Annotated in this window: 28 protein-coding genes, 1 other RNA gene and 1 riboswitch; of the genes, 14 read left to right on the top strand and 15 right to left on the bottom strand. The window is 63.2% G+C overall.

Annotation, left to right across the window (positions count from 1 at the left end; genetic code table 11):
- Positions 1 to 82 precede the first annotated feature (82 nt).
- From ftsE to M1D74_RS10650, 9 genes are all read left to right on the top strand, one after another.
- Positions 83 to 796, top strand: a complete 714-nt coding sequence (ftsE, locus tag M1D74_RS10690; RefSeq protein ID WP_458115301.1) for a cell division ATP-binding protein FtsE — start codon at positions 83 to 85, stop codon at positions 794 to 796.
- Complete coding sequence (gene ftsX, locus M1D74_RS10685) at positions 793 to 1,704, top strand: permease-like cell division protein FtsX (RefSeq protein ID WP_458115300.1); 912 nt, start codon at positions 793 to 795, stop codon at positions 1,702 to 1,704. Before ftsE ends, ftsX begins: the two co-directional genes overlap by 4 nt.
- Before the next feature lie 28 nt (positions 1,705 to 1,732).
- Positions 1,733 to 3,265 carry a peptidoglycan DD-metalloendopeptidase family protein gene (locus M1D74_RS10680; RefSeq protein WP_458115299.1) on the top strand — a complete coding sequence of 511 codons (1,533 nt, stop codon included), beginning with the start codon at positions 1,733 to 1,735 and terminating at the stop codon, positions 3,263 to 3,265.
- Between the two features lie 128 nt (positions 3,266 to 3,393).
- Positions 3,394 to 3,867 carry an SsrA-binding protein SmpB gene (gene smpB / locus M1D74_RS10675; protein WP_309070734.1) on the top strand — a complete coding sequence of 158 codons (474 nt, stop codon included), beginning with the start codon at positions 3,394 to 3,396 and terminating at the stop codon, positions 3,865 to 3,867.
- On the top strand, positions 3,864 to 4,235 hold the full coding sequence (locus tag M1D74_RS10670; RefSeq protein ID WP_458115298.1) for a hypothetical protein: 372 nt from the start codon (positions 3,864 to 3,866) through the stop codon (positions 4,233 to 4,235). The genes smpB and M1D74_RS10670 overlap by 4 nt, the downstream gene beginning before the upstream one ends.
- Before the next feature lie 119 nt (positions 4,236 to 4,354).
- Positions 4,355 to 4,722: a transfer-messenger RNA gene (gene ssrA, locus M1D74_RS10665) on the top strand.
- Between the two features lie 149 nt (positions 4,723 to 4,871).
- Positions 4,872 to 7,052, top strand: a complete 2,181-nt coding sequence (locus tag M1D74_RS10660) for a S8 family serine peptidase (protein ID WP_458115297.1) — start codon at positions 4,872 to 4,874, stop codon at positions 7,050 to 7,052.
- A 42-nt stretch (positions 7,053 to 7,094) separates the two neighbouring features.
- The gene (locus M1D74_RS10655) at positions 7,095 to 7,319 is read left to right on the top strand and encodes a hypothetical protein (protein ID WP_309070737.1); all 225 of its coding nucleotides are present in this window, start codon (positions 7,095 to 7,097) and stop codon (positions 7,317 to 7,319) included.
- Between the two features lie 7 nt (positions 7,320 to 7,326).
- Entirely contained in the window at positions 7,327 to 9,054 is a 1,728-nt protein-coding gene (locus M1D74_RS10650) for an alpha-glucosidase (protein WP_458115296.1), read from the top strand.
- A 67-nt stretch (positions 9,055 to 9,121) separates the two neighbouring features.
- Here M1D74_RS10650 and M1D74_RS10645 read toward each other — a convergent pair whose 3' ends face one another.
- The 7 genes from M1D74_RS10645 to M1D74_RS10615 form a co-directional block, all read right to left on the bottom strand.
- Positions 9,122 to 10,222 (bottom strand): carboxylate-amine ligase, encoded by a 1,101-nt coding sequence (locus tag M1D74_RS10645; protein WP_458115295.1) that lies wholly within the window; start codon positions 10,220 to 10,222, stop codon positions 9,122 to 9,124.
- A gap of 71 nt (positions 10,223 to 10,293) precedes the next feature.
- Positions 10,294 to 10,692 (bottom strand): fluoride efflux transporter FluC, encoded by a 399-nt coding sequence (locus tag M1D74_RS10640; protein WP_309070740.1) that lies wholly within the window; start codon positions 10,690 to 10,692, stop codon positions 10,294 to 10,296.
- The gene (locus tag M1D74_RS10635; protein WP_458115294.1) at positions 10,689 to 11,090 is read right to left on the bottom strand and encodes a fluoride efflux transporter FluC; all 402 of its coding nucleotides are present in this window, start codon (positions 11,088 to 11,090) and stop codon (positions 10,689 to 10,691) included. Before M1D74_RS10635 ends, M1D74_RS10640 begins: the two co-directional genes overlap by 4 nt.
- Positions 11,087 to 11,812, bottom strand: coding sequence for a metal-dependent transcriptional regulator (locus M1D74_RS10630; protein WP_458115293.1), 726 nt, complete (start codon positions 11,810 to 11,812; stop codon positions 11,087 to 11,089). The genes M1D74_RS10635 and M1D74_RS10630 overlap by 4 nt, the downstream gene beginning before the upstream one ends.
- 1 nt (position 11,813) lies before the next feature.
- Positions 11,814 to 12,695, bottom strand: coding sequence for a metal ABC transporter permease (locus M1D74_RS10625; protein ID WP_458115292.1), 882 nt, complete (start codon positions 12,693 to 12,695; stop codon positions 11,814 to 11,816).
- On the bottom strand, positions 12,696 to 13,478 hold the full coding sequence (locus M1D74_RS10620) for a metal ABC transporter ATP-binding protein (RefSeq protein ID WP_458115291.1): 783 nt from the start codon (positions 13,476 to 13,478) through the stop codon (positions 12,696 to 12,698).
- Entirely contained in the window at positions 13,475 to 14,356 is an 882-nt protein-coding gene (locus tag M1D74_RS10615) for a metal ABC transporter substrate-binding protein (protein ID WP_458115290.1), read from the bottom strand. Before M1D74_RS10615 ends, M1D74_RS10620 begins: the two co-directional genes overlap by 4 nt.
- 120 nt (positions 14,357 to 14,476) lie before the next feature.
- Between M1D74_RS10615 and M1D74_RS10610 the strand changes: the two genes are divergently transcribed.
- Together M1D74_RS10610 and M1D74_RS10605 are read left to right on the top strand one after the other, a co-directional pair.
- Positions 14,477 to 14,794: a hypothetical protein gene (locus M1D74_RS10610; protein WP_309070746.1), complete on the top strand. Its 318-nt coding sequence runs from the start codon at positions 14,477 to 14,479 to the stop codon at positions 14,792 to 14,794.
- A 77-nt stretch (positions 14,795 to 14,871) separates the two neighbouring features.
- A complete protein-coding gene (locus tag M1D74_RS10605) occupies positions 14,872 to 15,036 on the top strand; it encodes a hypothetical protein (RefSeq protein WP_309070747.1) in 165 nt (54 codons plus the stop codon).
- On the opposite strand, the gene M1D74_RS10600 is transcribed toward M1D74_RS10605, so the two are convergent.
- The 7 genes from M1D74_RS10600 to M1D74_RS10570 form a co-directional block, all read right to left on the bottom strand.
- Complete coding sequence (locus M1D74_RS10600; RefSeq protein ID WP_458115289.1) at positions 15,033 to 15,791, bottom strand: class I SAM-dependent methyltransferase; 759 nt, start codon at positions 15,789 to 15,791, stop codon at positions 15,033 to 15,035. The two genes, M1D74_RS10605 and M1D74_RS10600, sit on opposite strands and share 4 nt — an antisense overlap.
- A 93-nt stretch (positions 15,792 to 15,884) precedes the next feature.
- On the bottom strand, positions 15,885 to 17,243 hold the full coding sequence (locus M1D74_RS10595) for an aminotransferase class V-fold PLP-dependent enzyme (protein WP_458115288.1): 1,359 nt from the start codon (positions 17,241 to 17,243) through the stop codon (positions 15,885 to 15,887).
- Between the two features lie 43 nt (positions 17,244 to 17,286).
- Positions 17,287 to 17,401: riboswitch (SAM riboswitch) on the bottom strand.
- Between the two features lie 57 nt (positions 17,402 to 17,458).
- A complete protein-coding gene (hisN, locus tag M1D74_RS10590) occupies positions 17,459 to 18,283 on the bottom strand; it encodes a histidinol-phosphatase (RefSeq protein ID WP_458115287.1) in 825 nt (274 codons plus the stop codon).
- 153 nt (positions 18,284 to 18,436) lie between these two features.
- Positions 18,437 to 18,640 (bottom strand): cold-shock protein, encoded by a 204-nt coding sequence (locus tag M1D74_RS10585; RefSeq protein WP_026545912.1) that lies wholly within the window; start codon positions 18,638 to 18,640, stop codon positions 18,437 to 18,439.
- Between the two features lie 175 nt (positions 18,641 to 18,815).
- Entirely contained in the window at positions 18,816 to 19,937 is a 1,122-nt protein-coding gene (gene rsgA, locus M1D74_RS10580; protein ID WP_458115286.1) for a ribosome small subunit-dependent GTPase A, read from the bottom strand.
- The gene (gene aroA, locus M1D74_RS10575) at positions 19,934 to 21,268 is read right to left on the bottom strand and encodes a 3-phosphoshikimate 1-carboxyvinyltransferase (protein WP_458115285.1); all 1,335 of its coding nucleotides are present in this window, start codon (positions 21,266 to 21,268) and stop codon (positions 19,934 to 19,936) included. The genes rsgA and aroA overlap by 4 nt, the downstream gene beginning before the upstream one ends.
- A gap of 5 nt (positions 21,269 to 21,273) precedes the next feature.
- Complete coding sequence (locus M1D74_RS10570; RefSeq protein WP_458115284.1) at positions 21,274 to 21,822, bottom strand: DoxX family protein; 549 nt, start codon at positions 21,820 to 21,822, stop codon at positions 21,274 to 21,276.
- A 207-nt stretch (positions 21,823 to 22,029) separates the two neighbouring features.
- Here M1D74_RS10570 and M1D74_RS10565 point away from each other — a divergent pair, with 207 nt between their 5' ends.
- Positions 22,030 to 22,815, top strand: a complete 786-nt coding sequence (locus tag M1D74_RS10565; RefSeq protein WP_375164386.1) for a sigma-70 family RNA polymerase sigma factor — start codon at positions 22,030 to 22,032, stop codon at positions 22,813 to 22,815.
- Positions 22,812 to 23,072, top strand: a complete 261-nt coding sequence (gene rsrA / locus M1D74_RS10560) for a mycothiol system anti-sigma-R factor (RefSeq protein ID WP_309070755.1) — start codon at positions 22,812 to 22,814, stop codon at positions 23,070 to 23,072. The genes M1D74_RS10565 and rsrA overlap by 4 nt, the downstream gene beginning before the upstream one ends.
- 92 nt (positions 23,073 to 23,164) lie before the next feature.
- On the opposite strand, the gene M1D74_RS10555 is transcribed toward rsrA, so the two are convergent.
- Positions 23,165 to 23,239, bottom strand: coding sequence for a 50S ribosomal protein bL37 (locus M1D74_RS10555; protein ID WP_369299106.1), 75 nt, complete (start codon positions 23,237 to 23,239; stop codon positions 23,165 to 23,167).
- Positions 23,240 to 23,424: 185 nt separating this feature from the next.
- Here M1D74_RS10555 and M1D74_RS10550 point away from each other — a divergent pair, with 185 nt between their 5' ends.
- The gene (locus M1D74_RS10550; RefSeq protein ID WP_309123746.1) at positions 23,425 to 24,396 is read left to right on the top strand and encodes a zinc-binding dehydrogenase; all 972 of its coding nucleotides are present in this window, start codon (positions 23,425 to 23,427) and stop codon (positions 24,394 to 24,396) included.
- Positions 24,397 to 24,410 lie beyond the last annotated feature (14 nt).

The raw sequence follows: 24,410 nt of genomic DNA, 5'->3' as shown, positions 1-24,410 counted from the left end.
CTGCCTATAGTCGAGGAGGCCGGTCTCTCCTTCCCCCACCCATGCCCGTGTACCGGCAGCATTTTGTGGGCGCAGAGTAGTCATGATCAGATTCGAGCAAGTCACAAAGGTCTACGACCAGAAGTCGAAGCCCGCCCTGGACAGCGTTAGCCTGGACGTCGACCGGGGCGAGTTTGTCTTCCTGGTGGGTGCTTCCGGTTCCGGTAAGTCGACGTTCATCCGTCTTGTGCTCAAGGAGGACCGGGCAACGCGCGGAGGGGTGTACGTGGCAGGCCAAAACGTCGCCAACATCCCCAGCTGGCGAGTGCCGAAACTCCGGCGGGGGATCGGCGTCGTCTTCCAGGACTTCCGCCTTCTGCCCAACAAGTCGGTGTTCGCCAACGTGGCCTTCGCCATGCAGGTCATTGGGAAGAGCCGCGCGGTCATCAGGGAAACGGTTCCGGAGGTTCTGAAAACAGTCGGCCTTGAAGGCAAGAACAACCGCATGCCCCATGAACTGTCGGGCGGCGAGCAGCAGCGCGTAGCGATTGCACGCGCAATCGTGAACAAACCCGGAATCCTGCTCGCTGATGAGCCCACCGGAAACCTCGACCCCACAACCTCCATGGGCATCATGAAGGTGCTCGACAAGATCAATCAGAACGGCACGACAGTAGTAATGGCAACGCACGACGACGACATCGTGAACACCATGCGCAAACGCGTGGTCGAGCTCCGGGATGGCTCCGTGGTCCGCGATGACGCGCAGGGCATCTACATCGGAGAACCAACGACGACGACGGCGGCCGCCGGATGAGGTTCGCATTCGTTCTGGGCGAGATCGCTTCCGGCATGCGACGGAACCTGGTCATGGTGGTTTCGGTCGTTCTTGTCACCTTCATCTCGCTCACCTTCGTCGGCGCTGCAGGTCTTCTACAGTTACAGATCAACCAGATGAAGGGGTACTGGTACGACCGCGTCCAGGTCGCAGTATTCCTGTGCGTCGAAAACTCGACCTCGGAGAGCTGCGCATCCGGACCTGTCACGGACGAACAGCGCGCAGCGATCGAGGCGAAGCTGAAGTCGCCCGAACTCGGCGCGTACGTCGACACGGTCGAGTACGAATCGCAGGACCAGGCACTGGTTCACTTCCGTGACCAGCTTGCCAACTCGCCCATCGTGGAGGCGGTGACTGCCGAGCAGCTTCCCGAGTCGTTCCGGGTGGGACTTGTCGATCCCGAGAAGTACGAGGTCATCAGTGAGGCCTTCTCCTCGGAACCGGGAGTGGATATCGTCAGCGATCAGCGTGAATACCTGGAAGAGATCTTCGGGTACATCAATATCGCCTCCCTCGTCGCCCTCGGAATCGCCGTCGTCATGAGTGTGGGGGCAATCCTGCTGGTTGCCACCACCATCAGACTGTCCGCCTTCAGCCGTCGGCGGGAAACGGGCATCATGCGGCTGGTCGGCGCGAGCAAAGCGATTATTCAGTTACCTTTCGTCCTGGAGGGCGTCATTGCGGCCATCCTGGGAGCGGCAATCGCCTCGGGGACGCTGTGGGCGGTGCTGCGATATGGCGGCGAGTGGCTCTCGAGGGAGTACCCGCAGATGGGGTTCATCTCGACGCAGGAACTCCTCCTGGTGGTTCCGGCCCTGTTCCTCCTCGGAGCGTTACTGGCCGGTGCGTCGTCCCTCCTAACCCTCAGACGCTACTTGAAGGTTTAGGATTGTTGATTGTGAGAAACGAGACCGTATGCCCCGCGTGATCCCCTGCAAGCCCGGCCTGACTGCCCGGCCCGCGGCTGGAAAAAGCCTGATCGCCCTGTCATTGGCTGCCGTAACGGCCCTGACGCTGACGCTGAGTGGGCCGGTCCACGCCGATGAGCTGGAGGATCGCAAGTCGGCGTTGGAGCAGCAGATCGAGGAAGTCCAGCAATCGATCGAGTACCTCGACGCCGACATCTCCGAGACGATTGCCCAGCTGAAGGTTTACCAGGGCCAACTGCCGGGAGCGCAGCAGGCACTCGCGGATGCGCAGGGTCGGGTGGAAGCCGCTACGGCCGAGGTCAACGCTCTCGCTCAGCGGGTGCAGCTGGCCCAGGAGACGAAGAACAAGATCACCGAGCAGTTGAAGCAGGATGAGGCCGAGATGGCTGAGACCCGGACGGTGATTGGCCAGATTGCCACCCAGGCCTACAAGAGCGGGGGTGTGCCCACCGGCCTCTCACTGATGCTTGGCAGCAAGGGCTCCGATGGATTCGCATCCATTGAACTGGTTGAGCAGGCATTGCGCAACCAGAATTCCGCACTGGAGCGTCTGGCGCAGCAGAACGCGACAAACGTGAACTCGCAGGCCCGTCTCGTCGCGGTCGAGGAGGAGATAGCTGACCTGAAAACGAAGGCTGATGCAGCCCTTGTCGCAGAACAGGTTGCCAGGGATGAGGCCGCTGCCGAAAAGGCGAAGGTCGACACCCTCATCTCCGATACGTCCAAGCTCTCAGAAAAACTGCAGAAGCAGAAGCCCGTCATTGAGGCAAAGCTTGCGCAGGTGGAAGAAGCACATCAGCAAGTCGTTGTCGATATTGCGGAACGCCAGCGCAAGCTGATCGAAGAGGCGCGCAAGCGTGAAGAGGCGAGGCTGAAGGCCGAGGCTGAGGAACGGGCGCGGATCGAGAACGAACGGCGCGCAGCCGCAGCGGCGGAGGCCAACCGTCGTGCAGCAGCAGAAGCGGCAGAGGCGAACCGGCGTGCTGCCGAAGCAGCAGCCGCAGCGAATCGTCCCAAACCCCCGCCCGTGGTGCCGAAACCAGTCGTCCCGCAGCCTGTGGCTCCCGTCATCGTCCCGCCTCCGACGTCGAGCCCGTCCGCCTTCGGGTTGCGGGCTCCTGTCAGCGGACCGATTACGTCCGGATATGGGTGGCGTCCGACACCGCTGGGAACAATCGATTTCAACGGTACCGGCGGGTACACTCACACGGGCATCGACTACGGCGTCGCGTGTGGAACTCCGCTGTATGCGCCCGCGGCCGGCGAAGTCTGGTATGCGGACTCGAACGTGCTTCCGGGTGCGGGCAACCGGATCGTATTGAGCCACGGCGTGGTCGGCGGAAACGCTCTGGCCACCAACTTCTACCACCTATCGAACTACGTGGTGGGTCCGGGCCAGCGCGTGAGCGCTGGGCAGCTGATCGGCTACACAGGTACCACCGGTAACTCCACCGGCTGCCACCTGCACTTCGAAACAGTACTCAACGGAAGCCTGGTCGACCCGATGGGCCTCCTCTAGGACTGTCGGCGTGGCCCGGTTGGCGGCCGGACACCGCACGACACAATGAGCTGATCGACGCCGTAGACTAGGACGCACCGTCCGCATCTGCGGGTTGAAGCGCACCGCACTATTGAAGGAGTTGAACCGTGCCCAAGGAAAGTGGCCGTCAGGTAGTGGCCACCAATCGGAAGGCCCGGCACGACTACCAGGTGCTGGACACCTATGAGGCGGGAATCGCCCTCCAGGGCACCGAGGTGAAATCCCTTCGGGCGGGCCGCGCATCCCTGGTGGACGGGTTCGCCATCTTCTATAACGACGAGCTCTGGCTCGAGGGAATCCACATTCCCGAGTATTCGCAGGGAAGCTGGACCAACCACGCCGCGCGCCGTCGTCGTAAGCTGCTTTTGCACCGCGAAGAGCTGACAAGAATTTCGCACAAGATCCGGGAGAGTGGTTTCACCATCGTGCCGTTGCAGTTGTACTTCCTCAATGGGCGAGCAAAAGTGGAGATCGGCATAGCGCGCGGCAAACGGGATTACGACAAGCGTCAGACCCTCCGCGAGCAACAGGACAACCGTGAGGCGCAGCGCGCCATGCGAGAGCGGAACCTTGGCGCATGAGCGATGTCTTCTGGGACGCGCAGGAACCGGACGACGTTGAGGAAGGCTCGGAACTCAGGTACAAACGCCCCTGGTGGGTAACGGCAGGTGCTGTTGTAAACCTGCTGTTGCTGTTCGCCGTAGTTCCGGCGGGCTTTCTGGCCCTGATACCGTTCTTCTTCTTGATCTACGTCTTTTTCGCGCAAATTCTCGTGTGGATTTCCCCGGTCCTGATCCTGCTGAATATCGCCGTCTTCTGGTGGAGCTTCCGGCGCAAACAGGCGGCGACGACGGCGCTGGCCGCTCTGGGCCTGGCTTTCGTGGCCGTTTCCTTTGTTGTGTTGATGATCTGGCAGTCGGAGATCGTCATTCTCGGCGTCAGGTTCTGACGGGACCTCCGGAACTCCACGTGTCGGGGAATGATTCCAGCGAAGGGTGCGTTAGACTAGATAGCCCCGGAGCGATTCGGGGAATCAGCGAGTGGTAACGCTGCTTGAAAATTGAACACGGGGATGACAGGTTTCGACGATGTTAGTCGCGACAGGGGAAGCGGGCCGAGGATACAGAGTTATCTCGTAAACGCTCTCTGTAAAACAATAAGTGCCGAACAGAAGCGCACTGACTTCGCTCTCGCTGCCTAAGCAGCAGAGCTAGTCCGTCAGCCCGGGTATGCTCTCGACCCGGTTCCTGGCGTCATTTAGAGGGCCACTGCTCTTGGTTTTCGTTGCAGGAACCAAGGGGACTCTTATGCAACTGAGCTCGGCAGCCACTTGTTTGCATGATGGCTGGAGCTGAGAAAAACCGACGCAAACTGCGCCCGGAGAAGCCCTGACTAAACTGCATCGGACGCGGGTTCAATTCCCGCCATCTCCACCGACAAAGCCCCGGTTCGCCGGGGCTTTTTCGTTGCTCAGTTTTGCCCGGTGCAGACCCGAAAGTTACGCACAGCTCTGTGGTCCGGGCTGCAGAGGTTCTGTACCGTTGATGAAAGTGCCACCTGCTCCCCACCTCTCAGGATTCTCTCTATGCCTTTCCTGTCCCCGCGCTTTCATACCTTTCTACCCGCCGCCATCACGACGGCGGTGCTTGGCACCTTGCTCGCCGCGCCACCTGCCGGAGCTGCTCCCACCCCGCCGGGACAGGGCCTTACGGACGAGGTGGTTGCAGGCGCGTCCAGGGTGGACTCGGTCCCAACCGAATCCACCGACCGCTTCATCGTCAAGTTCGAAGGCGGTGCATCAGCCGCCTCGAACATCAAGGGCAACGCCTTCGGCCGCGTAGCCAAGGACCTGGGAATCTCCGTGAAGGAGGTGCGTCAGACAGTCAGCGGCGCCGTCGTTGTGGAAGCTGCCGGCGAGGTCCCGTCCCAGGGCGCTGACAGCGCGGTTGCGCTTTTGAACTCGCTTCCGGGGGTGGAGTACGCCGAGAAAGACGTGCTCATGCGCCCGCTCGCGGCCGTCAATGATGAATATCAGGGGTTCCAGTGGAATCTCTTCAATGACTTCTCGGGTCTGCGCGTGTCTGCTGCATGGGACCGGTCAACGGGCGCAGGCCAAACGATCGCCATTCTGGACACGGGAATCACCGCGCACAATGACCTGTTGGACAACGTCCTGCCGGGATACGATTTCGTCGCTGACCCCGAGATCGCGGTCGACGATACTGGCCGCGATGCCGACCCAAGCGACCCGGGCGACGCTTGCCAGGACCCCGAACTAGGCGAAGCTGGCGCGTCCTCCTGGCACGGAACCCATGTGGCGGGCATCGCCGCGGCCAAGGGCAACAACGCTATCGGCATAGCAGGAGCAGCTCACGGCGCGAACCTTCTTCCAATCCGCGTTATGGGAGCCTGTGGCGGGGATCTTCTGGATACGGTCGACGCGCTCACCTGGGCAGCGGGCGGCATGGTGAGCGGTGTTCCCGCCAATCCGAGCCCTGCCCGGATCATCAACCTGAGCCTGGGAAGCGAGGGTGCCTGCAGCCGCACCCTGCAGAACGCTATCGATTTTGCGGTGCAGCAGGGCTCTGTCGTCATCGCTGCGGCCGGCAACGAGTTCCAGCCCGCAGCGAACGTGATGCCGGCGAACTGCAGGAACGTGGTCACCGTAGGAGCCACCAGCAGGGCAGGCGACAGCGCCAGCTACAGCAACTATGGTCCCGAAGTGGACGTCAGCGCGCCGGGCGGAGACGGAAGTACCGGTAGCGAGAACATCCTGTCGACCTTCAACACCGGGATGACCACGCCCGGCACCGCAACTTACGCGTACATGCAGGGCACATCCATGGCCGCCCCGCATGTCGCCGGGGTAGCGGCATTGATGCTTTCGATCAACCCGGCGCTGACTCCCGCACAGATTGAACAGATGCTACGCGATTCCGCCCAGCCGTTTCCCGGCACGTGCGCGGGGGACTGTGGTACCGGCATCGTCGACGCCACCGCCGCTGTTGCCCTGGCCGCCGGCGTCAGCAGTTCGCCTTCTCTGCGCAGTTCTGCCGACGTCGTCGCTGCGGACTCCGGTGGCACTCTGTGGAACTATCCGTCGAACGGCAGGGGCGGTTTCCTGCAGCGCGAGAAAGTGGGTAGCGGATGGTCGTCGCTGAAGCAGGGTTTCGTCACTGACTGGAACTCCGACGGCGTCCTGGACATCATCGCCCAATGGAAGGACGGACGACTGACGTTCTATGCCGGGCGGTACGACGGCGGATTCGCGACCGCGAGGTCAATCGGAACCGGATGGGGCGACTATTTCATAACCGTGGGAAAGTGGCGATCCTCAGATCGCTTCCCGGGCATTGTCGCCACCGATCCGAACGGCGCTCTCTGGTTCTACGCAAACGCCAGCGGCGGGGCGCTGAGCCCCCGGACGGGTATCGGTACAGGTTGGCGGGGACTGTACCTCACCATGACCGATTTCGACGGTGATGCGAGAATGGACATCCTTGCGAAGCGGGCTGACGGGAAACTGATTCAGTATCGGTCTGACGGAAGCGGGCGCTTTCTGGCAGAAGCGCGCAAGACCGTCGGAAGCGGCTGGCAGGTCGCCGACTCCATGGCACCGACAACAGGCTTCACCGGAACGGGACAACAGGGTCTGATGACTCGGCTCACCGACGGATCACTTGCCTACTATCCATACGCGAGTGGAGGCTGGGGAGCGCGTTCCATCGTCGGCTCTGGTTGGGGCAGCTTCAACCTCTTCCGCTAAGCCTCCCACCGGCAGGCACGAGGACAAACGTAGACTGTGCGTGTGAGCTCGATGAATGACCGCCCGCCGTGGCTGCCGCCTTTGCCGCCGCCCCACCGCGGCCGGGCGTTGATCACGGTCGGGCTGGTGCTCGTCATCGCCACCTTTATCTACATCTTCGTGATGAGCTATCTGGGCGGGACTCACACACTTTACACACTGCTTCCCCTCGCGGTCGGACTGATCTGCCTGATCGTGGGCCTTACTCGACGCAACGAAGGGCGGTAGCTCCGACATGAACCGAGATCCGGACGAAACAGTGAGTGAACCCGCATGGTGGACAGGCGCCGTCGTCTACCAGATCTACCCCCGCAGCTTCGCAGACTCCAACGGGGACGGTATCGGCGACCTCCGTGGCATCATCAGCAAGCTCGACCACCTGGAGGAGCTTGGTGTCGACGTTGTGTGGCTTTCGCCGATCTACTCTTCACCGCAGCATGACAACGGTTACGACATCAGCGACTACCAACAGATCGACCCGACCTTCGGCACGCTTGAGCAATTCGACGAGCTCCTCGAAGGAGTGCACCAGCGCGGCATGAAGCTGGTCATGGACCTCGTGGTCAACCACACCTCCAGCGAACACCCGTGGTTCCGTGAGTCTTCGTCGTCGACCGATAATCCCAAACGCGACTGGTACTGGTGGCGGGATGCCCGGGAAGGTTTCGAGGCCGGCGAGAAAGGCGCCGAACCCACCAACTGGGGTTCCGCCTTCAGCGGCCCCAGCTGGTCGCTGGACCCGACGACGGGGCAGTACTACCTCCATCTCTTCGCTCCCGAGCAGCCTGACCTGAACTGGGAGAACGCGCAGGTACGGCAGGCGGTCTACGCGATGATGAACTGGTGGCTGGACCGCGGGGTCGACGGCTTCCGGATGGATGTCATCAACTTCATCTCCAAGGATCCGGCGCTGCCCGACGGCCCGGTACAGCCTGGCAAGCTCTGGGGCGACGGCTCGCAGTATTACATCTCCGGTCCGCGCATCCACGAATACCTTCAGGAAATGCATCGTGAGGTTTTCGACGGCCGCGAGGCGGAGCTGATCACGGTCGGCGAGATGCCCGGCGTCACCATCGACGAGGCGAAACTCTTCACCGATCCCACCCGACGTGAGGTGGACATGGTCTTCCAGTTCGAGCATGTCGGACTCGACCACGGACCAGGCGGCAAATGGGACTACAAGGGCCTGGACCTCAGGGATCTCAAAACCTCCTGGAACCGGTGGCAGAAGGGGTTGGCGCAGACGGGCTGGAACAGCCTGTACCTCAACAACCACGATCAGCCGCGCCTCGTCTCCCGTTTCGGCAACGACGGCGCGTTCCGCTACGAATCGGCCACGCTCTGGGCGGCGTTGCTCCACCTGCACCGGGGGACGCCGTATATCTACCAGGGCGAGGAAATCGGCATGACCAACGCGCCGTTCGAGACCGTCGAAGACTTTCGGGATATCGAATCGATCAACCACTTCTACGAGGCGACGGGCCCATTGCGCCACGAGCCTGAGGAAGTACTGCGCAATCTGCGGATCATGAGCCGGGACAACGCGCGCACACCGGTGCAATGGACCCCGGGTGTGCACGCAGGGTTCACGACCGGAACGCCGTGGATCGGAGTCAACCCGAACCATGCTTCGATCAACGCCGAGTCGGACCGGGCGTCGAGCAGGTCTGTGTTCCGGTTCTACCAGCAGCTCATCGAGCTGCGGCATAAGAACGAGACGGTTCGCCTGGGCGATTTCGCGATGCTGGCGGAGGACCATCCCACGCTTTACGCGTTCACGCGCACGCTTTCGGGGAGCAAGCTTCTGGTCGTCGGCAACGTCTCCGGTAGCGACCTCGCACTGCCCGATGACCCGTCGCTGAAGGACTCGTCGCTTGGCGGGTCGCTGGTCCTCGGAAACTACGACGGCGGGCTGACTCCCGAACTGCGTCCCTGGGAAGTACGGGTCCTGCAGATGACCTGACGCCGAGTTGGCAGGACACACACCCCTTCTCACCCCCGAAGAAGGGCAAGTCCTGCCAACTCATGGACTAGCGCTCGGCAATCAGCGTTTCGGCGTAAAGGTCGAGCAGTCCTGTCATGCCGCTGTGGTGCATCGCGCGCCGCTGCCGGACCGCACCGGTTCCCCGGTCCCAGACGGTCTTGAGCCCTGCGAGGACCCAGTTCGTGTCACCGGCTGCATCCAAAGCCGAGCCGGTGTACTCAAGGAGCCGGTCCATTTGTTCACGGGCGGGCACCAGCTTGCCGCTGAGCGGATTGACGACGACGTCGCTCAGACCCTGCCGCGCCGCCTGCCACTGCGCTGCATCCAGCAACTCCGCGTCAGGGTCAGCGTACGGCTTTCCGGCTAGTGCGTCGTCGACCGCGGTGGTCACAAGACCGCGCACAAGCGCAGCGATCAACACCGAATCCTGCGCCTCGAGCTGTGAGTCCGCCGTGCGCACCTCAAGGGTGGGGTAGTGATCCGACAGCCGCGCCACCCACGTGAGGACTCCGCGGTCGATGATGACACCGGTGTCCACCAGTCGCTGGATACGACGTTCGTATTCCCCGGCGTCGGCGAAGACCGGCGGGCAGCCCTGCACCGGCCAGCGTCGGTAGTGCACGGTGCGCCAGCTTGCGAAACCGCTGTCGCGGTCGAGCCAGAACGGCGAATTGGTGCTGAGGGCCGTGATAATCGGCAGCCAGGGGCGGATCCGGTTCAGCGCCTGGACTCCGGTCTCCTTATCCGGAATTCCCACGTGAACATGGAGCCCGTTGACGAACTGGTCAGCGACGATCCCGGGAGCGCTCGACTTCAGCTCGTAGTAGCGCTGTTTGTCCGTGAGCTGCGGGTATCCCTCCTCGATGCGGGGCGCCGTCGCCGAACCGCTCGCCCGTACCCCTGACTTCCTGGCCGCCGCTGAAAGCTGACGCCGGAAGTTCAGCAGGGATTCCTCCGCTTCGGTAAGCGTCTCGCACACCGGCGTCGCAGTCTCGATCTGGCAGCTCAAAAGCTCCCGCTGGATATCTTCGGTGCTGATGGAGTCGCCGGTCTCCAGAAGCGCCTGCACTTCCGTCGCATTGAATACGGGCAGGCCTGATTCCGGATGGAGCAGGAGATACTCTTCTTCGATACCCAGGGTGGTCATGGGAGCCTTTCGATGCATCGACGGTTCGCACCCAGTCTAGGCAGGCCGCGTCGCGTCGAGGGACCGCACGGTCACAGAAGGCTCGCTCCGTGCAGCCCCAGCCACGCTGCTGTGAGACCACACACCAGATTTGCGCTCACATGCACGACGGCGGCGCCCCGCCTCCCACCCTGCCACAGCGAGGCAGCAGCGACCGAGAAGGTGCTGAACGTTGTCAGGCCACCGGCCAGCCCGGTTGCCCACACGGAGTACCAGAAAGGGTCGAGCGCAGAGCTCTGGAGCAGCCCCCACAGCACGCCGATCGCACCGGATCCGAGAATGTTGACCACGAGGGTTCCCCCGGGGAAGGGGGGACGGGGCGGCACAGAGTGCCGCCGTCGTGCGCGGAGTGTTTCAAAAGACCTGTCGACGGCGAAGCGAACCAGAGCGCCGGCAGAGCCGGCAAGACCCACGACCAGCGCCGCGATCATGCCGACTTCTTCTGCCCGAGAGCCATCCCGGCGGCCGCTGCGGCCAGACCGAGCACCACGGAAACGCCGAGGTACGGCAGCAGGAGATCCGGTTGGATTACCCCGGTCAGGGTGATGGCCGAGAAGGTGGTGAAGGAGGCGATGAGGCCGGGCCCCACGGCGGCCTGCACCCATCGGGGGCTCCGCGCTCCTCCGGACCAACGGACGGTCAGCAGGCCCAGCAGGAAACTCCCGACCACGTTGATGGTGAGCGTGGTCCACGGGAACGAACCGGCCGGCTCTGGAAACAGCAGGCTCAGGAGGTACCGCCCTTCCGTTCCGGCGAAGCCGCCGGCGGCCACGGCAACCCAAACCTTCCAGCCGGCGCGGTCCGGTGCACCGGGTCGAGATGCAGTCATCGCACCAAGCTACAGCCAGTGTGCTCGCCGACCGTTTCCACCCAGATCGCCCGGGTGAGTTCATCCCCGAGACTGAGCTCGCGCGCAGCACCGCCTATGCCGACGCGCGCCTGAAGCGGACCTCCGAAGGGGGTACGCCCCACAACAGTCACGGCCGAGCCGATGCCGATGCCCTCGTCCGCCAGGAACCTCAGCAGCTGCGGATTCTCGTCACTGATTCTGGAGACGCGTCCGGAGTGCCCGTCGTCGAAGCTGCCGAGGGGGAGCGCGTCGGGAAGCGTGATGGACCCCTCGGCGGTGGGGATCGGGTCACCGTGGGGATCTATTGGAGGAAAACCGAGGCGGGCGTCCAGCCGGTTGATGAAAGTGTCGGAGACGGTGTGTTCGAGTAACTCGGCTTCGTCGTGTACCTCGTCCCAGCGGTAGCCGAGATCCTGGACCAGAAAGGTCTCGAGGAGCCTGTGCCGCCTGACCATGGCCAGCGCGAGACGTAGACCGCTTGGCGTCAGCTCGACAGGCCGGTAGGGCGTGTGATCCACCAAGCCAAGCTCTGCCAGCTTCCGGATCATCTCGGAGACGGAGGAGTTGGCCACTGACAGCCGGGCTGCCAGCCGTGAGGATGTCACCGGCTCGTCGTGCCACTCCGACAGTGCATAGATGGTCTTCACATAGTCCTGCACGCTGGAGGAGTCGCTGCCCGACGGGTTGGGCTTTGTCGCCACGTCAGCCGGCCGTTCCAGCAGCGGAGCCGGCGCGCCGCCGTCGTCGTTGCCTCAGCTGATGGATGAGTCCGGTGCGCGGTGCTGCGAAGTACGCGACAGCGAAGGCAACCGCCTGCGCCAGTACCACGGACGCCCCGGTGGAAAGGTCGAGGTAGTAGCTGGCGTAGACCCCCGCGACGGCGGCCGTGGTGGTGATCACGACGGCGAGGATCAGCATGCGGTCGAAGCTGCGTGACAGCAGGAACGCCGTCGCGCCGGGGGTGATGAGCATTGCCACCACGAGGATGATTCCGACGGCCTGTAGTCCTACCACGACACTGAGCGCAAGCAGCCCCAGGAGCAGCGCGCCCAGCGCTTTGGTGTTGAGCCCAATGACGTGGGCATGAGTCCGGTCGAACGCGAGCAGCGTGAGATCCCGCCGCTTGACCAGTACGATCGCGAGGGTCAGCGCACCGAGGACCAGCACCTGCCAGAGTTCACCGTCTGTGACTCCAAGAACGTTGCCGAAGAGGATATGCATGAGATCCACCTGGGACGGCGTTCGCGAGATGATGGCCAGGCCCACGGCGAACAGTGCCGTGAACACCACGCCGATCACCGTGTCCGACTTCAACTTTGTGGTCGACTTGACTGCTCCGATGAGGGCAACCGCTCCGGCGCCGAAGATAAAGGCGCCAATGGAAAACGGAACACCGACTATGTAGGCCAGGGCGACGCCGGGCAGCACAGCATGGGAGACGGCGTCGCCCATGAGCGACCAGCCCATCAGGATGAGCCAGCACGAGAGGACGGACGCGACGACGGCGGCCGCAAGGGTCACGAGCAGTGCGCGGGTCAGGAATCCGTACTGAAGCGGCTCGAGCAGAAAGGTCAACGGGTCCATTTATGCTCCCGGAGCGGTAGGAGTAGTGACGGACGAAGTGCCGGCCGCGCCGAAGGCTCTCGCCAGATTGGCATGGGTGAGCACATCACTGGGCGTACCCTCGGCAAGGATTCGCTGATGAAGGAGGATGGCGCGGTCACAGAGGCGGGGTAGGCCCGCGAGGTCATGGGTGGAGATGAGCACAGTCCGGCCCTCACTCTTCAGTTCGTGAAGGAGCTCGACGATGGTGGCCTCACTACTCTTGTCGACACCGGCGAAGGGTTCATCGAGGAGGAGGAGTTGCGCGTCCTGAGCGATGCCGCGCGCAACGAAAGCCCTCTTCTTTTGACCGCCGGACAGTTCGCCGATCTGGCGATTGCGCAGTTCGGTGAGGCCTACCCGCTGCAGTGCATCCTCCACGGCGGAGCGGTCGGCACGCGTGGGATGCCTCAGCGGGCCCATGTGCGCGTAGCGGCCCATCATGACGACGTCGCCGACGGACACGGGGAAGTTCCAGTCCACGTCCTCGGACTGTGGAACATAGGCGACCAATCTGCCTTTCCTTGCGGCGGAGGACGTCTGGCCGAAAAGCGACAGAGAACCGTGCTGCGCGGTGACCAGCCCCATCAGGCACTTGAACAGCGTCGACTTCCCAGAGCCGTTCACCCCGATCAGGCCGCAGACCTGGGCACGACCAAGGGTGAAGCTCACGCTGTCGAGGGCAGTGACATCGCCGTAGTGGACACTGAGGTGCTCGACGGCGATTGCTGGCTGGGTAGCGCCCGCCGCATGTGAAAGGGTCATGGGGCCAATCCTTCGACGATGAGATTGATGTCGTGCCGTAGGAGGTCAAGGAAGGTTGGCACAGGGCCGTCGGCCTCGGAGAGGGAGTCTACGTACAGCGGTCCGGCCAACGCGGCGCCGGTGCTCCGGGCCACCTGCTGCTGCGCCGACGGGTTCACCGTGGACTCGCAGAAGACGGTCGGAACATCGTGCTCCTCGACAAAGGAGATGACGTCCTTGATCTGGCGTGGAGTACCCTCATTGTCGGAATTGACCGGCCATATGAAGGCTTCCTCCAATCCGGCGTCGCGGGCGAGATAGGAGAAGGCGCCTTCGCAGGTGACCAGGGCGGGTGTTGCCGTACCGGTCTCAAAAGCCGACTGCAGTTCGGCAAGCAGGTTCTGAAGCTCCTGCTTCAGCATGTCGCCGTTCGCTTCGTAGTCCGCTGTGTGGGAGGGATCGAGGTCTGAGAGAGCGGCGACTATGTTGTTGACGTAAATCTGCGCTGTCTTCGGCGACATCCACGCGTGCGGGTTAGGCAAACCCTGGTAATCGCCGGAACGGATATCGACAGGATCAACGCCCTCGGACAATACGACATGCGGCGCATCCACGGACACAACGAACCGCTCGAACCAGCGCTCAAGGCCCAGCCCGTTGTCGAGGATCAGATCGGCCTGCTGCGCACTGATGAGGTCGGATGGTGTGGGTTCGTAGCCGTGGATCTCCGTCCCGACCTTGGTGATTGATTCCACGCGCACGTGATTGCCGGCCACCGTGCGGGTAAGGTCGGCGAGCACCGAGAACGTAGTCAGGACGACCGGCCGCGGATCCTCGCCGGCTCCGGTTCGTTCCACCCGCGGTCCAGTACAGCCCGAGAGCAGAAGAACGGCGATCATTAGGAAAGCCGTAACCAAGAATTTCGGCATACCGAAACCATAGCGCTGAGCGAGTGTTTTCGCCACCGCCCGCGGGGCGCCCCCTCGACAGCGACGCGCCCCGCGGTGCAAGGTGGCACCATGGCTTTTTATGTTGAGTACACCGTGTCGGCCGCTGCCGATGAGAAGTTTGAGATGCCAGTCAGCGACGAGGAATCGGGTTACACAGTTCCACTCACTGAAACTGACGCGCCCGTAGTCACAGCGGGCGCGCTTCCCATCCGAAGCGGTGTCTTCGGCTCGTCGGCGGAGGAGGCTAGAAAGGCTGCCGAGGAAATCATTGCGCACAGCAAGGCGTCAGAAGCGAAACTGTATGAAGATGGTGACAACTCAGACCAGATGGGTGCCGGCACACTGATTGCAAGCTACGCCGAAGGTGTCGGCTGGACCGACCGTTAGACACCAACTATGAGGCACGGAACGTCTTCAGGATCGACACACAACTTCAGGATCAGCACACACGGAGGGTATGAGGGATGAGCAACGAATCGCAGTATGAAGAAGAGCCGCGCCAGCACACCGAACAGCCGGCGGAGGGGAAGCCCTCCCAGGATCCTGCTGATACGGGGATACACTCGCAGGACCCGGCTGAGGGCGCAGATACCGAATCGGAAACCTCTGACGACTCAGGGCAAGACTAGAGGCGAGTGGCCCGCCAGCAGTAGGTCAGATACGGGAGCGGCAGCACGGCGTCGGCCTCGTGGCCGAGGTGGTCGTGAAGATACCAGCGCAGGTTCGACTCGACCTTCGCACGGACACCGGGAGAAGCGTTCTGGTAATAGCTGCGGGACCGGCCGAGTTCCACGATGTCCGGAACCCGAATGGACTGCGCCCAGCCGACTACCTTCGATTCCGGTACCGAGAATCCGGGGCCGAGGGCAGGGCGATAGCTGGGTTTGAAGACATCGCCAGCGTGCATGATCCTCGAGAGCCGGTGCACCCAGGGCATGCTCACATCCAGCTGGTTCCAGACCAGAGCGAAACTACCACCCGGGATGAGGATGCGCGCAGACTCGGCGCTCGCGGCAACAGGATCGCACCAGTGCCACGCCTGCGCGATGGTGACAAGGTCGACGCTCGCGGTATCGAGTCCGGTCGCCTCCGCAGTGCCCTGAATCCTTCTGACATCGGGAAGGTGCTGGGCGAGGATTGAAAGCATGTCGTCAGAGGGATCGACTGCGGTCACGTCCGGGCAGCGCAGCGCCAGCTCCCGTGTGAACTTACCGGTTCCCGCGCCGACGTCTGCGACGCGTTGTGTCCCCGCCGGCACCAACCAATCCACGGATGCAGCAGGGTAGCCGGGACGGACACGGTCATAGCGTTCACTGTCCTGCAGGTAGCCCCGCGCCATCTCACGACGGCGGTGCGCGGCGAGGCGCGGACCTCCAACGCCCATGACGGCAACTCCTGGATTGACGGGTACAGCCGGACGGCTACAGAACCCGTCAATTAAATCATCCGTCGGCAGTCCCGGTCCCGCTCGCGAATGTCAGTCGGTGGTGCAGGGGGCAGCCCCGGCCGTTCCGGGCGTATGTGGAGCCCAGTCGGGGAAGGCCCGTGTCTCCACTGCAGGCACCCAGCGTCCGGCGTCAACCACGTAGTCCGTTCCCAACCCGTTCCTGATCAGCGTAGCGAGGCCTGCAAGCAGCCTGTCGACGTCGTCGTGCCGGGAGCCCAGGCCGAAGCTGGCGCGGAGTGATCCGGAGGGCAGGCCGAGACGCTTCAGCAACGGGTGCGCGCAGAACTTCCCGTCGCGAAGCCCCACGCCATGCTCAGCGGAAAGATATGCGGCGACGAGGCCGGCGTCGTAACCGTGAACTGAGAAGTTCACCACTCCTATCGCATCGGTGCTGTCCGAGAAGATACGGTGCACCGTCACGCCGGACAGGGCGGCAAGCCCTTCAATCAGAGCGTTCCGGAGAGCCGACTCGTGCGCGAGCCATTCATCCGCATCGAGAGCCGCGAGGACTTCTGTCGCATGCGCGAGCGCTGCCGCGCCGAGGACATTCGGGGAGCCGCCCTCATGCCGGGCTGGGCCGGTTGTCCAGGCCACCGAATCAACCTTCACCGTTTTCACAGCTCCGCCACCGGCGAGGTGCGGCGTCCCGGCGTCGAGCCAGTCAGGCCTCCCAACCAGCACACCGGCTCCGAAAGGGGCGTACAGCTTGTGACCGGAGAAAACGACGTAGTCGATGCCATCCCTGACCAGGTCCAGCCGCCGGTGCGGGGCCAACTGGGCGGCGTCGACGACGATGCGCGCCCCGTGCTCATGCGCCACACGGGCGAGCCGGTCGATCGGTAGGATCTCCCCGGTGACGTTCGAGGCGCCCGTCACGGCGAGGAGACTCACACGGCCGGACTCCAGTTCTTCCTCCAACGCAGTCAGCGTTCCTTCGATGGTCTCTGCTGCGACGATTCCGCGGTGAGGGCGGTCGAACCAGGGGAGGAGGTTGGCGTGGTGTTCCAGGTCGAGGTAAAGAACCTCCCCGTCCACCGGTACGCAGCCCGCCAGGAGATTGAGGGAATCCGTGGTGTTGCGGGTGAAGATGACCGCGTCGTCTTCTCGGCCACCGACGAAGGTCCTGACCGTTCTCCGAGCGTTCTCATACAGAGACGTTGAAATCTGCGAAGCGTATCCGGCACCCCGATGAACGCTCGCGTAGTAGGGAAGAACGCGCTGCACATAGTCATTTACCGACTGAAGCGCGGGCGTAGATGCTGCGTAATCCAGGTTGACGTAGCGAACCGTCGCGCCGTCAATCACCGGTGCCTGCAGTTCTGCGCCGAGAACTGCAGCAAGTGGTGCAGTGGTCAGCCCATCAACGTCTTCGAGAAGTGCATTGGTCACAGGAATTTACCCCACAAATTCTCATGGGGCTCCACCGAGGTTGGCCCCGCGCTTGCCGAACCAATTTTCTGGACGGCCTGGTCGTCACCCGGGGCACCCCACCGCGGAAGGAGGGTTGCCGGCCAGCAAACCGGGGTTTAGCGCTGGCACTCGTGACCTAGTAGTTCAGAATAGGGCAGTCCCGAATAAGATGCGGATTTTGTTACGCGGCGTTGTCAGGCGCCGGCGCCTTTCTGCAGGAGATCGTCCAGCGAGGGGTTGAGCATCTTCAGCACATCGTTGTGCAGAATGCTGTTGGTAGCCAGTGCGTTCCCGCCGAAGGGGCCGTCAGCACCTTCGAGTGATGTGAACCGCCCGCCGGCCTCCGTAACAATGGGCACCAACGCAGCCATGTCGTACAGATTCAATTCCGGTTCGCATGCGATGTCCACTGCACCCTCCGCGACCAGACAGTACGACCAGAAGTCGCCATAAGCGCGGGTACGCCAGACCGAGTCGGTGAGCGACATAAACTCGTCTAAGTTCCCGCGTTCCTTCCACCCGGTGAGGCTGGAATAGGAGAGGGAGGCGTCCTCCAGCCGGGAAACGCTCGAAACCCGCAGGCGGGTTGCCGCGGCAAGCGACTTGCCCATGAACGCACCGGTTCCGGTCGCCGCCCACCAGCGCTTGCCCAGGGCAGGAGCGCTGACGACGCCGACAACCGGACGACCCTCATCAACGAGGGCGATGAGGGTGGCCCACACCGGAACCCCTCGGACGAAGTTCTTGGTGCCGTCGATCGGGTCGATGATCCATCGCCGGGAGCCGGCGCCGCTGCTTCCGAATTCCTCACCGAGAACGGCGTCGCGGGGGCGGGCTCGCGACAATTGTCCGCGGATAGCTTCTTCGGCCGACTTGTCGGCATCCGTGACCGGAGTGAAGTCAGGCTTGGTTTCAACCGCCAGATCCTGTGCCTTGAACCTCGACATGGTCTGGTCGTCCACGGAGTCGGCCATCACATGGGCAAGGCGGAGGTCATCGTTGTAGCTCTGGAGGTTCATACCCTTCAACCTATATGGTCAGGGCTTCCAGATGCGCCAGGCCGGAACTGGCGCGCTGGCGTGGACATGGACGACTTTCAGAACCACGATCTTAAACGAAAGAAAGGCGCACCGGCCGATTGGCCGGTGCGCCTTTCCTGGAAGCTCTAAGACTTAGAGAACGGAGATGTTCTCAGCCTGGGGGCCCTTGGGGCCCTGGGTGGTCTCGAAGCTGACCTTCTGGTTCTCCTCGAGCGAGCGGAAGCCGCCGGAGTTGATTGCGGAGAAGTGAGCGAAGACGTCAGCGCCGCCGTCATCAGGAGCGATGAATCCAAAGCCCTTTTCAGCGTTGAACCACTTGACTGTACCTGTTGCCATTTTTTTATTCCTTGAGTGTGAGGATCCCCCCGTACTTCGGGGTTCCCGTCGCGGTGTTCATTTCGCCTGCAAAAAAAGCTTTCGAACTCCGTAGAGAAATCAAGGCTTAACATTCGTGCGCAACACAACAACTTCCATCAGTCTAGCAGGCATTGGGCCGCTGTAAACGCATTTCTTATTGCAGGCCCAATTCCTTGGTTCCCTGGGCGGGTTCAATGCCGGCGCCGAGAAGCCGCCGCAGGGAAGCAAGGCGTACGGGGCCGGACTCTCCGGCTGCCCCGGAATCAACCCATCCGTCCAGTCCGCAATTGACCGCAGAGTCGTCGTGCCTGCACCCTCGTTCACATTCTCCCGTTCCGGGTGCGAGGTCAGGGAATGCAGCAAGGATGCGGTCGGCGTCGACGTGGGCGAGGCCGAAAGAGCGTATCCCGGGCGTGTCGATGATCCAGGTTCCGGGGGCCGAATCGGCGGCTTTCAGCGCGTACGCCGAAGATGAGGTGTGGCGTCCGCGGCCGGTCACCGCGTTCACGCCGCCGGTTGCACGATTCGCTCCAGTAAGGGCATTGACGAGCGTTGACTTGCCCACGCCCGAGTGGCCCAGAAGCACGCTCACCCTACCGTCCAGAAGACCCTTCAAATGTGCCACCGCACCGGGCGCCAAGAGGGCGGATGTGCCGCTGGCCGAGGTTGTTGCCACGGCATCGGGGGTGGACGCGGTCTGGCTGGTGATGATCGGCAGGTCAAGGTGCTCGTAATTGGCCAGCAGTTCCGCAGGATCCTTCAGATCCGCCTTGGTGACGCAGAGCAGCGGCTGGATGCCGGCGTCGTACGCGGCGACCATGGCGCGGTCGATGAAACCGGTGCGGGGTTCCGGGTTGGCGGCCGCCACTACGATCACCAGCTGTTCAGCATTAGCAACCACCGCGCGTTCCACCGGGTCGGTGTCATCGGCGCTGCGGCGCAGGAGAGTCAGACGATCCTGTATCCGCACCAGACGGGCCAGGGTGTCCGGCTCGCCGCTGACGTCTCCCACGAGGGAGACAAGGTCCCCGGCCACGACGGGGGAGCGGCGGAGTTCGCGTGCACGGGCAGCGATGACCACCCGCTCCGCCTCGGTGTCCTCGTCCACTATGGCTGTATACCGACCGCGGTCGACCGTGATGATGCGTCCTGTCACTGCATCGTCGTGGGCCGGGCGGTCTTTGGTGCGCGGACGGGAGCCCTTCTTGTTCGGCCTGATGCGTACGTCCGACTCATCCCAGGAGGAGGTCCCGCGCCGGGAACCGGCTGGTGTCACCGCGAGCCGCTCGATTCGGCCGTGGCCGTCAGTGCTTCCCAAAGGGCAGGGAACTGCGGCATGGTCTTCCCGGTCGTTGCGATGTTCTCGACCTCAACGCCCTCAACGGCAAGACCCAGGATCGCTCCAGCGGTGGCCATGCGGTGGTCATCATAGGTCTGGAAACGGCCGCCGTGGAGTGCGGCCGGACGGATGATCAGGCCGTCTTCGGTCTCTTCCGCGTCACCACCCAGACGCGTGATCTCGGCGACCAGCGCTGCCAGCCGGTCAGTTTCATGCCCGCGCAGGTGGGCGATGCCCGTCAGTAAGGACGGTGACTGGGCCAAAGCGCACAGTGCCGCGACGGTGGGTGCCAGCTCGCTCGTGTCAGCCAGTTCAGCGCCGCTGACCACTCCTGATCCGCGGACCACGAGGGTGGAATCGTCGGTCAGCTCGACCTCCGCGCCCAGCATCGGAAGGATGGTCCGCCATTTCTCGCCGACCTGCGTGGTGTCTCGCGGCCAGTGCGGCATGCGGACGGTGCCCCCGGTTGCGACCGCGGCCGCAAGGAATGGCCCGGCGTTGGAGAGATCGGGTTCGATCCGTACGTCGAATGCGCCGATGACTCCAGGCTCCACACGCCAGGAATTTGGGACGGAGTCATCCACGGTGACGCCGGCCTCACGCAGCACCCGAACCGTCATGGCGATGTGGTCCAGGCTCGGAACCTTCGCGCCCGAATGCTGCAGGTGAAGGCCGTTGGTGAACCGGGCGCCGACGAGAAGCAGTGCCGAAACAAACTGCGACGAAGCGCTCGCGTCAATAACCAGCGGCCCGCCCTCAACCGCGCCGGAGCCGACGACGGTGAACGGGAGGGCGTCGTCGTCATTCTCAAGCTGGACACCGAGGCCCCGGAGCGCGCTGATCACGGCACCCATCGGACGGCGACGGGCGTGGGGATCGCCGTCGAAGGCAGTCCGGCCGTGACGGAGCGCAGCCAGCGGGGGCACAAAGCGCATGACCGTGCCTGCCAGTCCGCAATCAACGCTTGCATCGCCCGACGCCCCATCGGGGATGGGGGTGACAAGAAGGTCCGGCCCGAAACTGCCGTCACCGTCGACCTCCTCGACACCGGCACCGAGCGACCGCAGCGCATCGACCATCAGTTGCGAGTCCCGCGAATGCAGGGGAGCGCGCAGCCGGCTTGGTCCGTCGGCAAGCGCAGCGAGTATGAGGTACCTGTTGGTCAACGACTTTGAGCCGGGGACCTCAACGGTTGCATCGACGGGACCTTGTGCGTGGGGTGCAGGCCAGAATGACGTGGCCGATGGTGCAGCGGACAGCGCGTTCATTCCCCTTAGCTGCCCGTGACTTCCGAGGCGGTCTTGCGCACAGCCTTCTCGGCCTTCCTGATGCCCTTCTTGGTGTCGTGAGTGAGCGCCAGGGCGTTACGACGGGCATCTTCGGCGAAGTGTTCCGCGCGCCAGGCCCAGCTCGGACGGCCGTTGGTGTCCACCGCTGCAAGCAGCACGGCACCGATCAGGGAGATGTTCTTGAGGAGCTGATTGCGCCGGTCCTTGCGCGCCTTCGCTGTGGAGGAGTCGGCATTGTTGAACTCGACGACGGCATTGAGGGTGGACGTACCGACCAGTATGACCGCCGAAAGCCGGGAGAAACGCCCGATTCCCAGCAGCACGGCAGCACCGATATGTGCGGCGCCGAGTACCTTCGCTACGCGCTGTTCGTCGCTCGCCACCGATGCGGCGGAGGGCACCATCTTCGTGATGCGGTTCAGCGTGGGACGGAGGGCGGTGGCCGCGGCGTCGGTGTTCCGGAGCCGGTCAAGGCCCGTCAGAACGAAGCTGCTGGCAAGCAATGGGCGGGCGAATACACGAACAAGGGTCACAATGCCTCCTGGCTTCCAGCACCATCAAGGGCACCGGATCTACTCATGCGAACAAAGTCAGTTACAACCGTGGATGGATGAGTCTAGTTTTGCACCTTTGGCGCAACGAGGCGATCCAGTCCCGGGGCCTGCGACGGAATATCCCACCCCGGCTTCTGGTTAGCGATAGGGAAGCCCGGATGAGGCAGCAGACGATACGAGGAGCAGATGGGTACAGCGACATCGGTACGGGACCATTTTCCGCTTATCCAGGTGGACGCACCGGCACGGCCGGCGCCGCGCCGTCAGACTGTCGGGCGCGTAGACTTTGCAGCAATGAATACCACAGCAGCGGCGGGACCCACCCCGACCGAAGATGAGGAACTGGATCTGTCCACCGAGTCCGTTGCGGAACGGACGGCGCGGTTCGAGCGGGACGCCATGCAGTACGTGGACCAGCTGTATTCGGCTGCCATGAGAATGGCTCGTAACCCCGCTGACGCGGAAGATCTGGTGCAGGAGGCCTACACCAAGGCTTTCTCCGCCTTCCATCAGTACAAGCCGGGAACCAACCTGAAGGCCTGGCTGTACCGGATTCTCACGAACACGTACATCAACCTGTATCGCAAGCGGCAGCGGGAACCCCTGCAGTCGAATTCGGACACCATCGAGGACTGGCAGCTCGCGAAGGCAGCCGAGCATACCTCGTCAGGGCTGCGGTCGGCTGAGGTTGAAGCACTCGATCACCTCCCTGACTCGGACGTGAAGCAAGCTTTGCAGGCAATTCCGGAGGAGTTCCGCCTGGCGGTCTACTTCTCGGACGTCGAGGGTTTCGCGTACAAGGAAATCTCGGAAATCATGAACACCCCCATCGGCACCGTGATGTCACGGCTGCACCGCGGACGCAAGCTCCTCAGGGACCTGCTGTCCGAGTACGCGCACGAGCGCGGAATGGGCGGTTCGGCACGCGCTTCCACCGGAGATGGTGGAACTACACAGGAGAACGGAAAATGAGCGACTGCCACAGCCTTGGCGACTGCGACGACTCACGCATCGAGCGGCTGTATGAGTACCTTGACGGGGCTCTCTCGCACGCTGACCTGGTCGAAATCAAGGACCACCTTGAGGATTGCCCGGAGTGCGCCCAGGAACACGATCTTGAGTGCCTCATCCGGTCTGTAGTGAAGCGCTCCTGCACAGAGGTCGCGCCTGCGAAACTGAAGTCGAACATTCTGGACCGGATCAGCCAGATCAAGACCGTCGACCACTAGCGTCATCTGCGCTCTGTTGATGGCCAGCCCCATACAAACAGAAGAACCCCCGTACGAGTACGGGGGTTCTTCTGTTTGCTTTGACTGTGATGTCAGGTGTTGGGGCGCTTACCGTGGTTAGCGCCGCCGCGCTTGCGATCACGGCGCTTGCGTGCACGCTTGCTCATGGCTGCCTCCTTACGTTGCCTATAGGGCTTTTGCCGATCGACCACATGGGTCCGGACTGCCCTCCAGTCTCCCACACCCGGACGCACTGAACCTAAACGGCCGGGGCAGTCGGCGGCTACCTGCTCGCACCGGTGCCTAGGATGGAACGGAATGATCCGAGCGACCCCGGAGCAAAGGAGCGCCGATGCGCGCAGTGTACGCAGAGTCCCTGTCCGCCCAGTCCCCGCTTGACGGGTTGAGGGTGGGAGAGCTTCCCGAACCGAAGCATCCCGGAGAATTCCGCAGGGTGCGTGTCCGGGCGTCCGCTCTGAACCACCACGATCTGTGGTCATTGCGGGGAGTGGGCCTCGGACAGGACAAGCTGCCGATGATCCTGGGCTGTGACGGCGCCGGAGTGGACGACGACGGTAATGAAGTCCTCATCCACAGCGTCATCTCTTCTCCCGACTGGCAGGGCGACGAGACGCTGGATCCCCGCCGCTCGCTCCTCTCAGAACTCCATCCAGGCACGATGGCCGATTACGTCTGGGTGCCGGCACGTAATCTGGTACCCAAACCGTCCGGTCTGAGCTTTGAGGAAGCAGCGTGCTTACCGACGTCCTGGCTCACCGCATACCGGATGCTGTTCACGACGTCGCCGGCCGCTCCGGGCTCCACCGTTCTGGTGCAGGGCGCGGGGGGAGGGGTCTCCACCGCGCTCATCCTGCTCGCCGGCGCGGCGGGCTACCGTGTGTGGGTGACCAGCCGCAGCGAGGCTAAACGTGAGCTGGCCCTGAAGTTGGGAGCGCAAGACGCGTTCGACGCCGGTGCTCGCCTTCCGGAGCGCGTTGACGTCGTTTTCGATTCGGTCGGGGAAGCGACCTGGGCGCATTCGTTGAAGGCACTCAAGCCCGGTGGCGCCGTCGTCACCTGTGGCGCGACAAGCGGACCGAGTCCGTCGGCGGACCTCAACCGCGTTTTCTTCCTCCAGCTGCGGGTACTGGGTTCAACGATGGGCTCCCGCGATGAGCTCCAGCGACTGGCGGAGTTTCTTGCCGTCACTGGCGTGCGACCCATCATCGATTCCGTGTACCCGCTGGAGGACGCGCGGACCGGATTCGAACGGATGGCCAAGGGTGAGGTTTTCGGAAAGGTCATTTTCAACCACGGGAACTGAACCGCGACTTTCCG

It is taken from the genome of Arthrobacter sp. D2-10 (genome assembly GCF_054161285.1).
This window is presented reverse-complemented; position numbering and strand designations above follow the sequence as displayed.

What these genes read in the sequence shown, in the direction of transcription:
- ftsE (WP_458115301.1), top strand. Translation starts at nt 83, where the DNA reads ATGATCAGATTCGAGCAAGTCACAAAGGTCTACGACCAGAAGTCGAAG.
- ftsX (WP_458115300.1), top strand. Translation starts at nt 793, where the DNA reads ATGAGGTTCGCATTCGTTCTGGGCGAGATCGCTTCCGGCATGCGACGG.
- M1D74_RS10680 (WP_458115299.1), top strand. Translation starts at nt 1,733, where the DNA reads ATGCCCCGCGTGATCCCCTGCAAGCCCGGCCTGACTGCCCGGCCCGCG.
- M1D74_RS10670 (WP_458115298.1), top strand. Translation starts at nt 3,864, where the DNA reads ATGAGCGATGTCTTCTGGGACGCGCAGGAACCGGACGACGTTGAGGAA.
- M1D74_RS10660 (WP_458115297.1), top strand. Translation starts at nt 4,872, where the DNA reads ATGCCTTTCCTGTCCCCGCGCTTTCATACCTTTCTACCCGCCGCCATC.
- M1D74_RS10650 (WP_458115296.1), top strand. Translation starts at nt 7,327, where the DNA reads ATGAACCGAGATCCGGACGAAACAGTGAGTGAACCCGCATGGTGGACA.
- M1D74_RS10645 (WP_458115295.1), bottom strand. Translation starts at nt 10,222, where the DNA reads ATGACCACCCTGGGTATCGAAGAAGAGTATCTCCTGCTCCATCCGGAA.
- M1D74_RS10640 (WP_309070740.1), bottom strand. Translation starts at nt 10,692, where the DNA reads ATGATCGCGGCGCTGGTCGTGGGTCTTGCCGGCTCTGCCGGCGCTCTG.
- M1D74_RS10635 (WP_458115294.1), bottom strand. Translation starts at nt 11,090, where the DNA reads ATGACTGCATCTCGACCCGGTGCACCGGACCGCGCCGGCTGGAAGGTT.
- M1D74_RS10625 (WP_458115292.1), bottom strand. Translation starts at nt 12,695, where the DNA reads ATGGACCCGTTGACCTTTCTGCTCGAGCCGCTTCAGTACGGATTCCTG.
- M1D74_RS10620 (WP_458115291.1), bottom strand. Translation starts at nt 13,478, where the DNA reads ATGACCCTTTCACATGCGGCGGGCGCTACCCAGCCAGCAATCGCCGTC.
- M1D74_RS10615 (WP_458115290.1), bottom strand. Translation starts at nt 14,356, where the DNA reads ATGATCGCCGTTCTTCTGCTCTCGGGCTGTACTGGACCGCGGGTGGAA.
- M1D74_RS10610 (WP_309070746.1), top strand. Translation starts at nt 14,477, where the DNA reads ATGGCTTTTTATGTTGAGTACACCGTGTCGGCCGCTGCCGATGAGAAG.
- M1D74_RS10605 (WP_309070747.1), top strand. Translation starts at nt 14,872, where the DNA reads ATGAGCAACGAATCGCAGTATGAAGAAGAGCCGCGCCAGCACACCGAA.
- M1D74_RS10600 (WP_458115289.1), bottom strand. Translation starts at nt 15,791, where the DNA reads ATGGGCGTTGGAGGTCCGCGCCTCGCCGCGCACCGCCGTCGTGAGATG.
- hisN (WP_458115287.1), bottom strand. Translation starts at nt 18,283, where the DNA reads ATGAACCTCCAGAGCTACAACGATGACCTCCGCCTTGCCCATGTGATG.
- M1D74_RS10585 (WP_026545912.1), bottom strand. Translation starts at nt 18,640, where the DNA reads ATGGCAACAGGTACAGTCAAGTGGTTCAACGCTGAAAAGGGCTTTGGA.
- aroA (WP_458115285.1), bottom strand. Translation starts at nt 21,268, where the DNA reads ATGAACGCGCTGTCCGCTGCACCATCGGCCACGTCATTCTGGCCTGCA.
- M1D74_RS10565 (WP_375164386.1), top strand. Translation starts at nt 22,030, where the DNA reads ATGGGTACAGCGACATCGGTACGGGACCATTTTCCGCTTATCCAGGTG.
- rsrA (WP_309070755.1), top strand. Translation starts at nt 22,812, where the DNA reads ATGAGCGACTGCCACAGCCTTGGCGACTGCGACGACTCACGCATCGAG.
- M1D74_RS10550 (WP_309123746.1), top strand. Translation starts at nt 23,425, where the DNA reads ATGCGCGCAGTGTACGCAGAGTCCCTGTCCGCCCAGTCCCCGCTTGAC.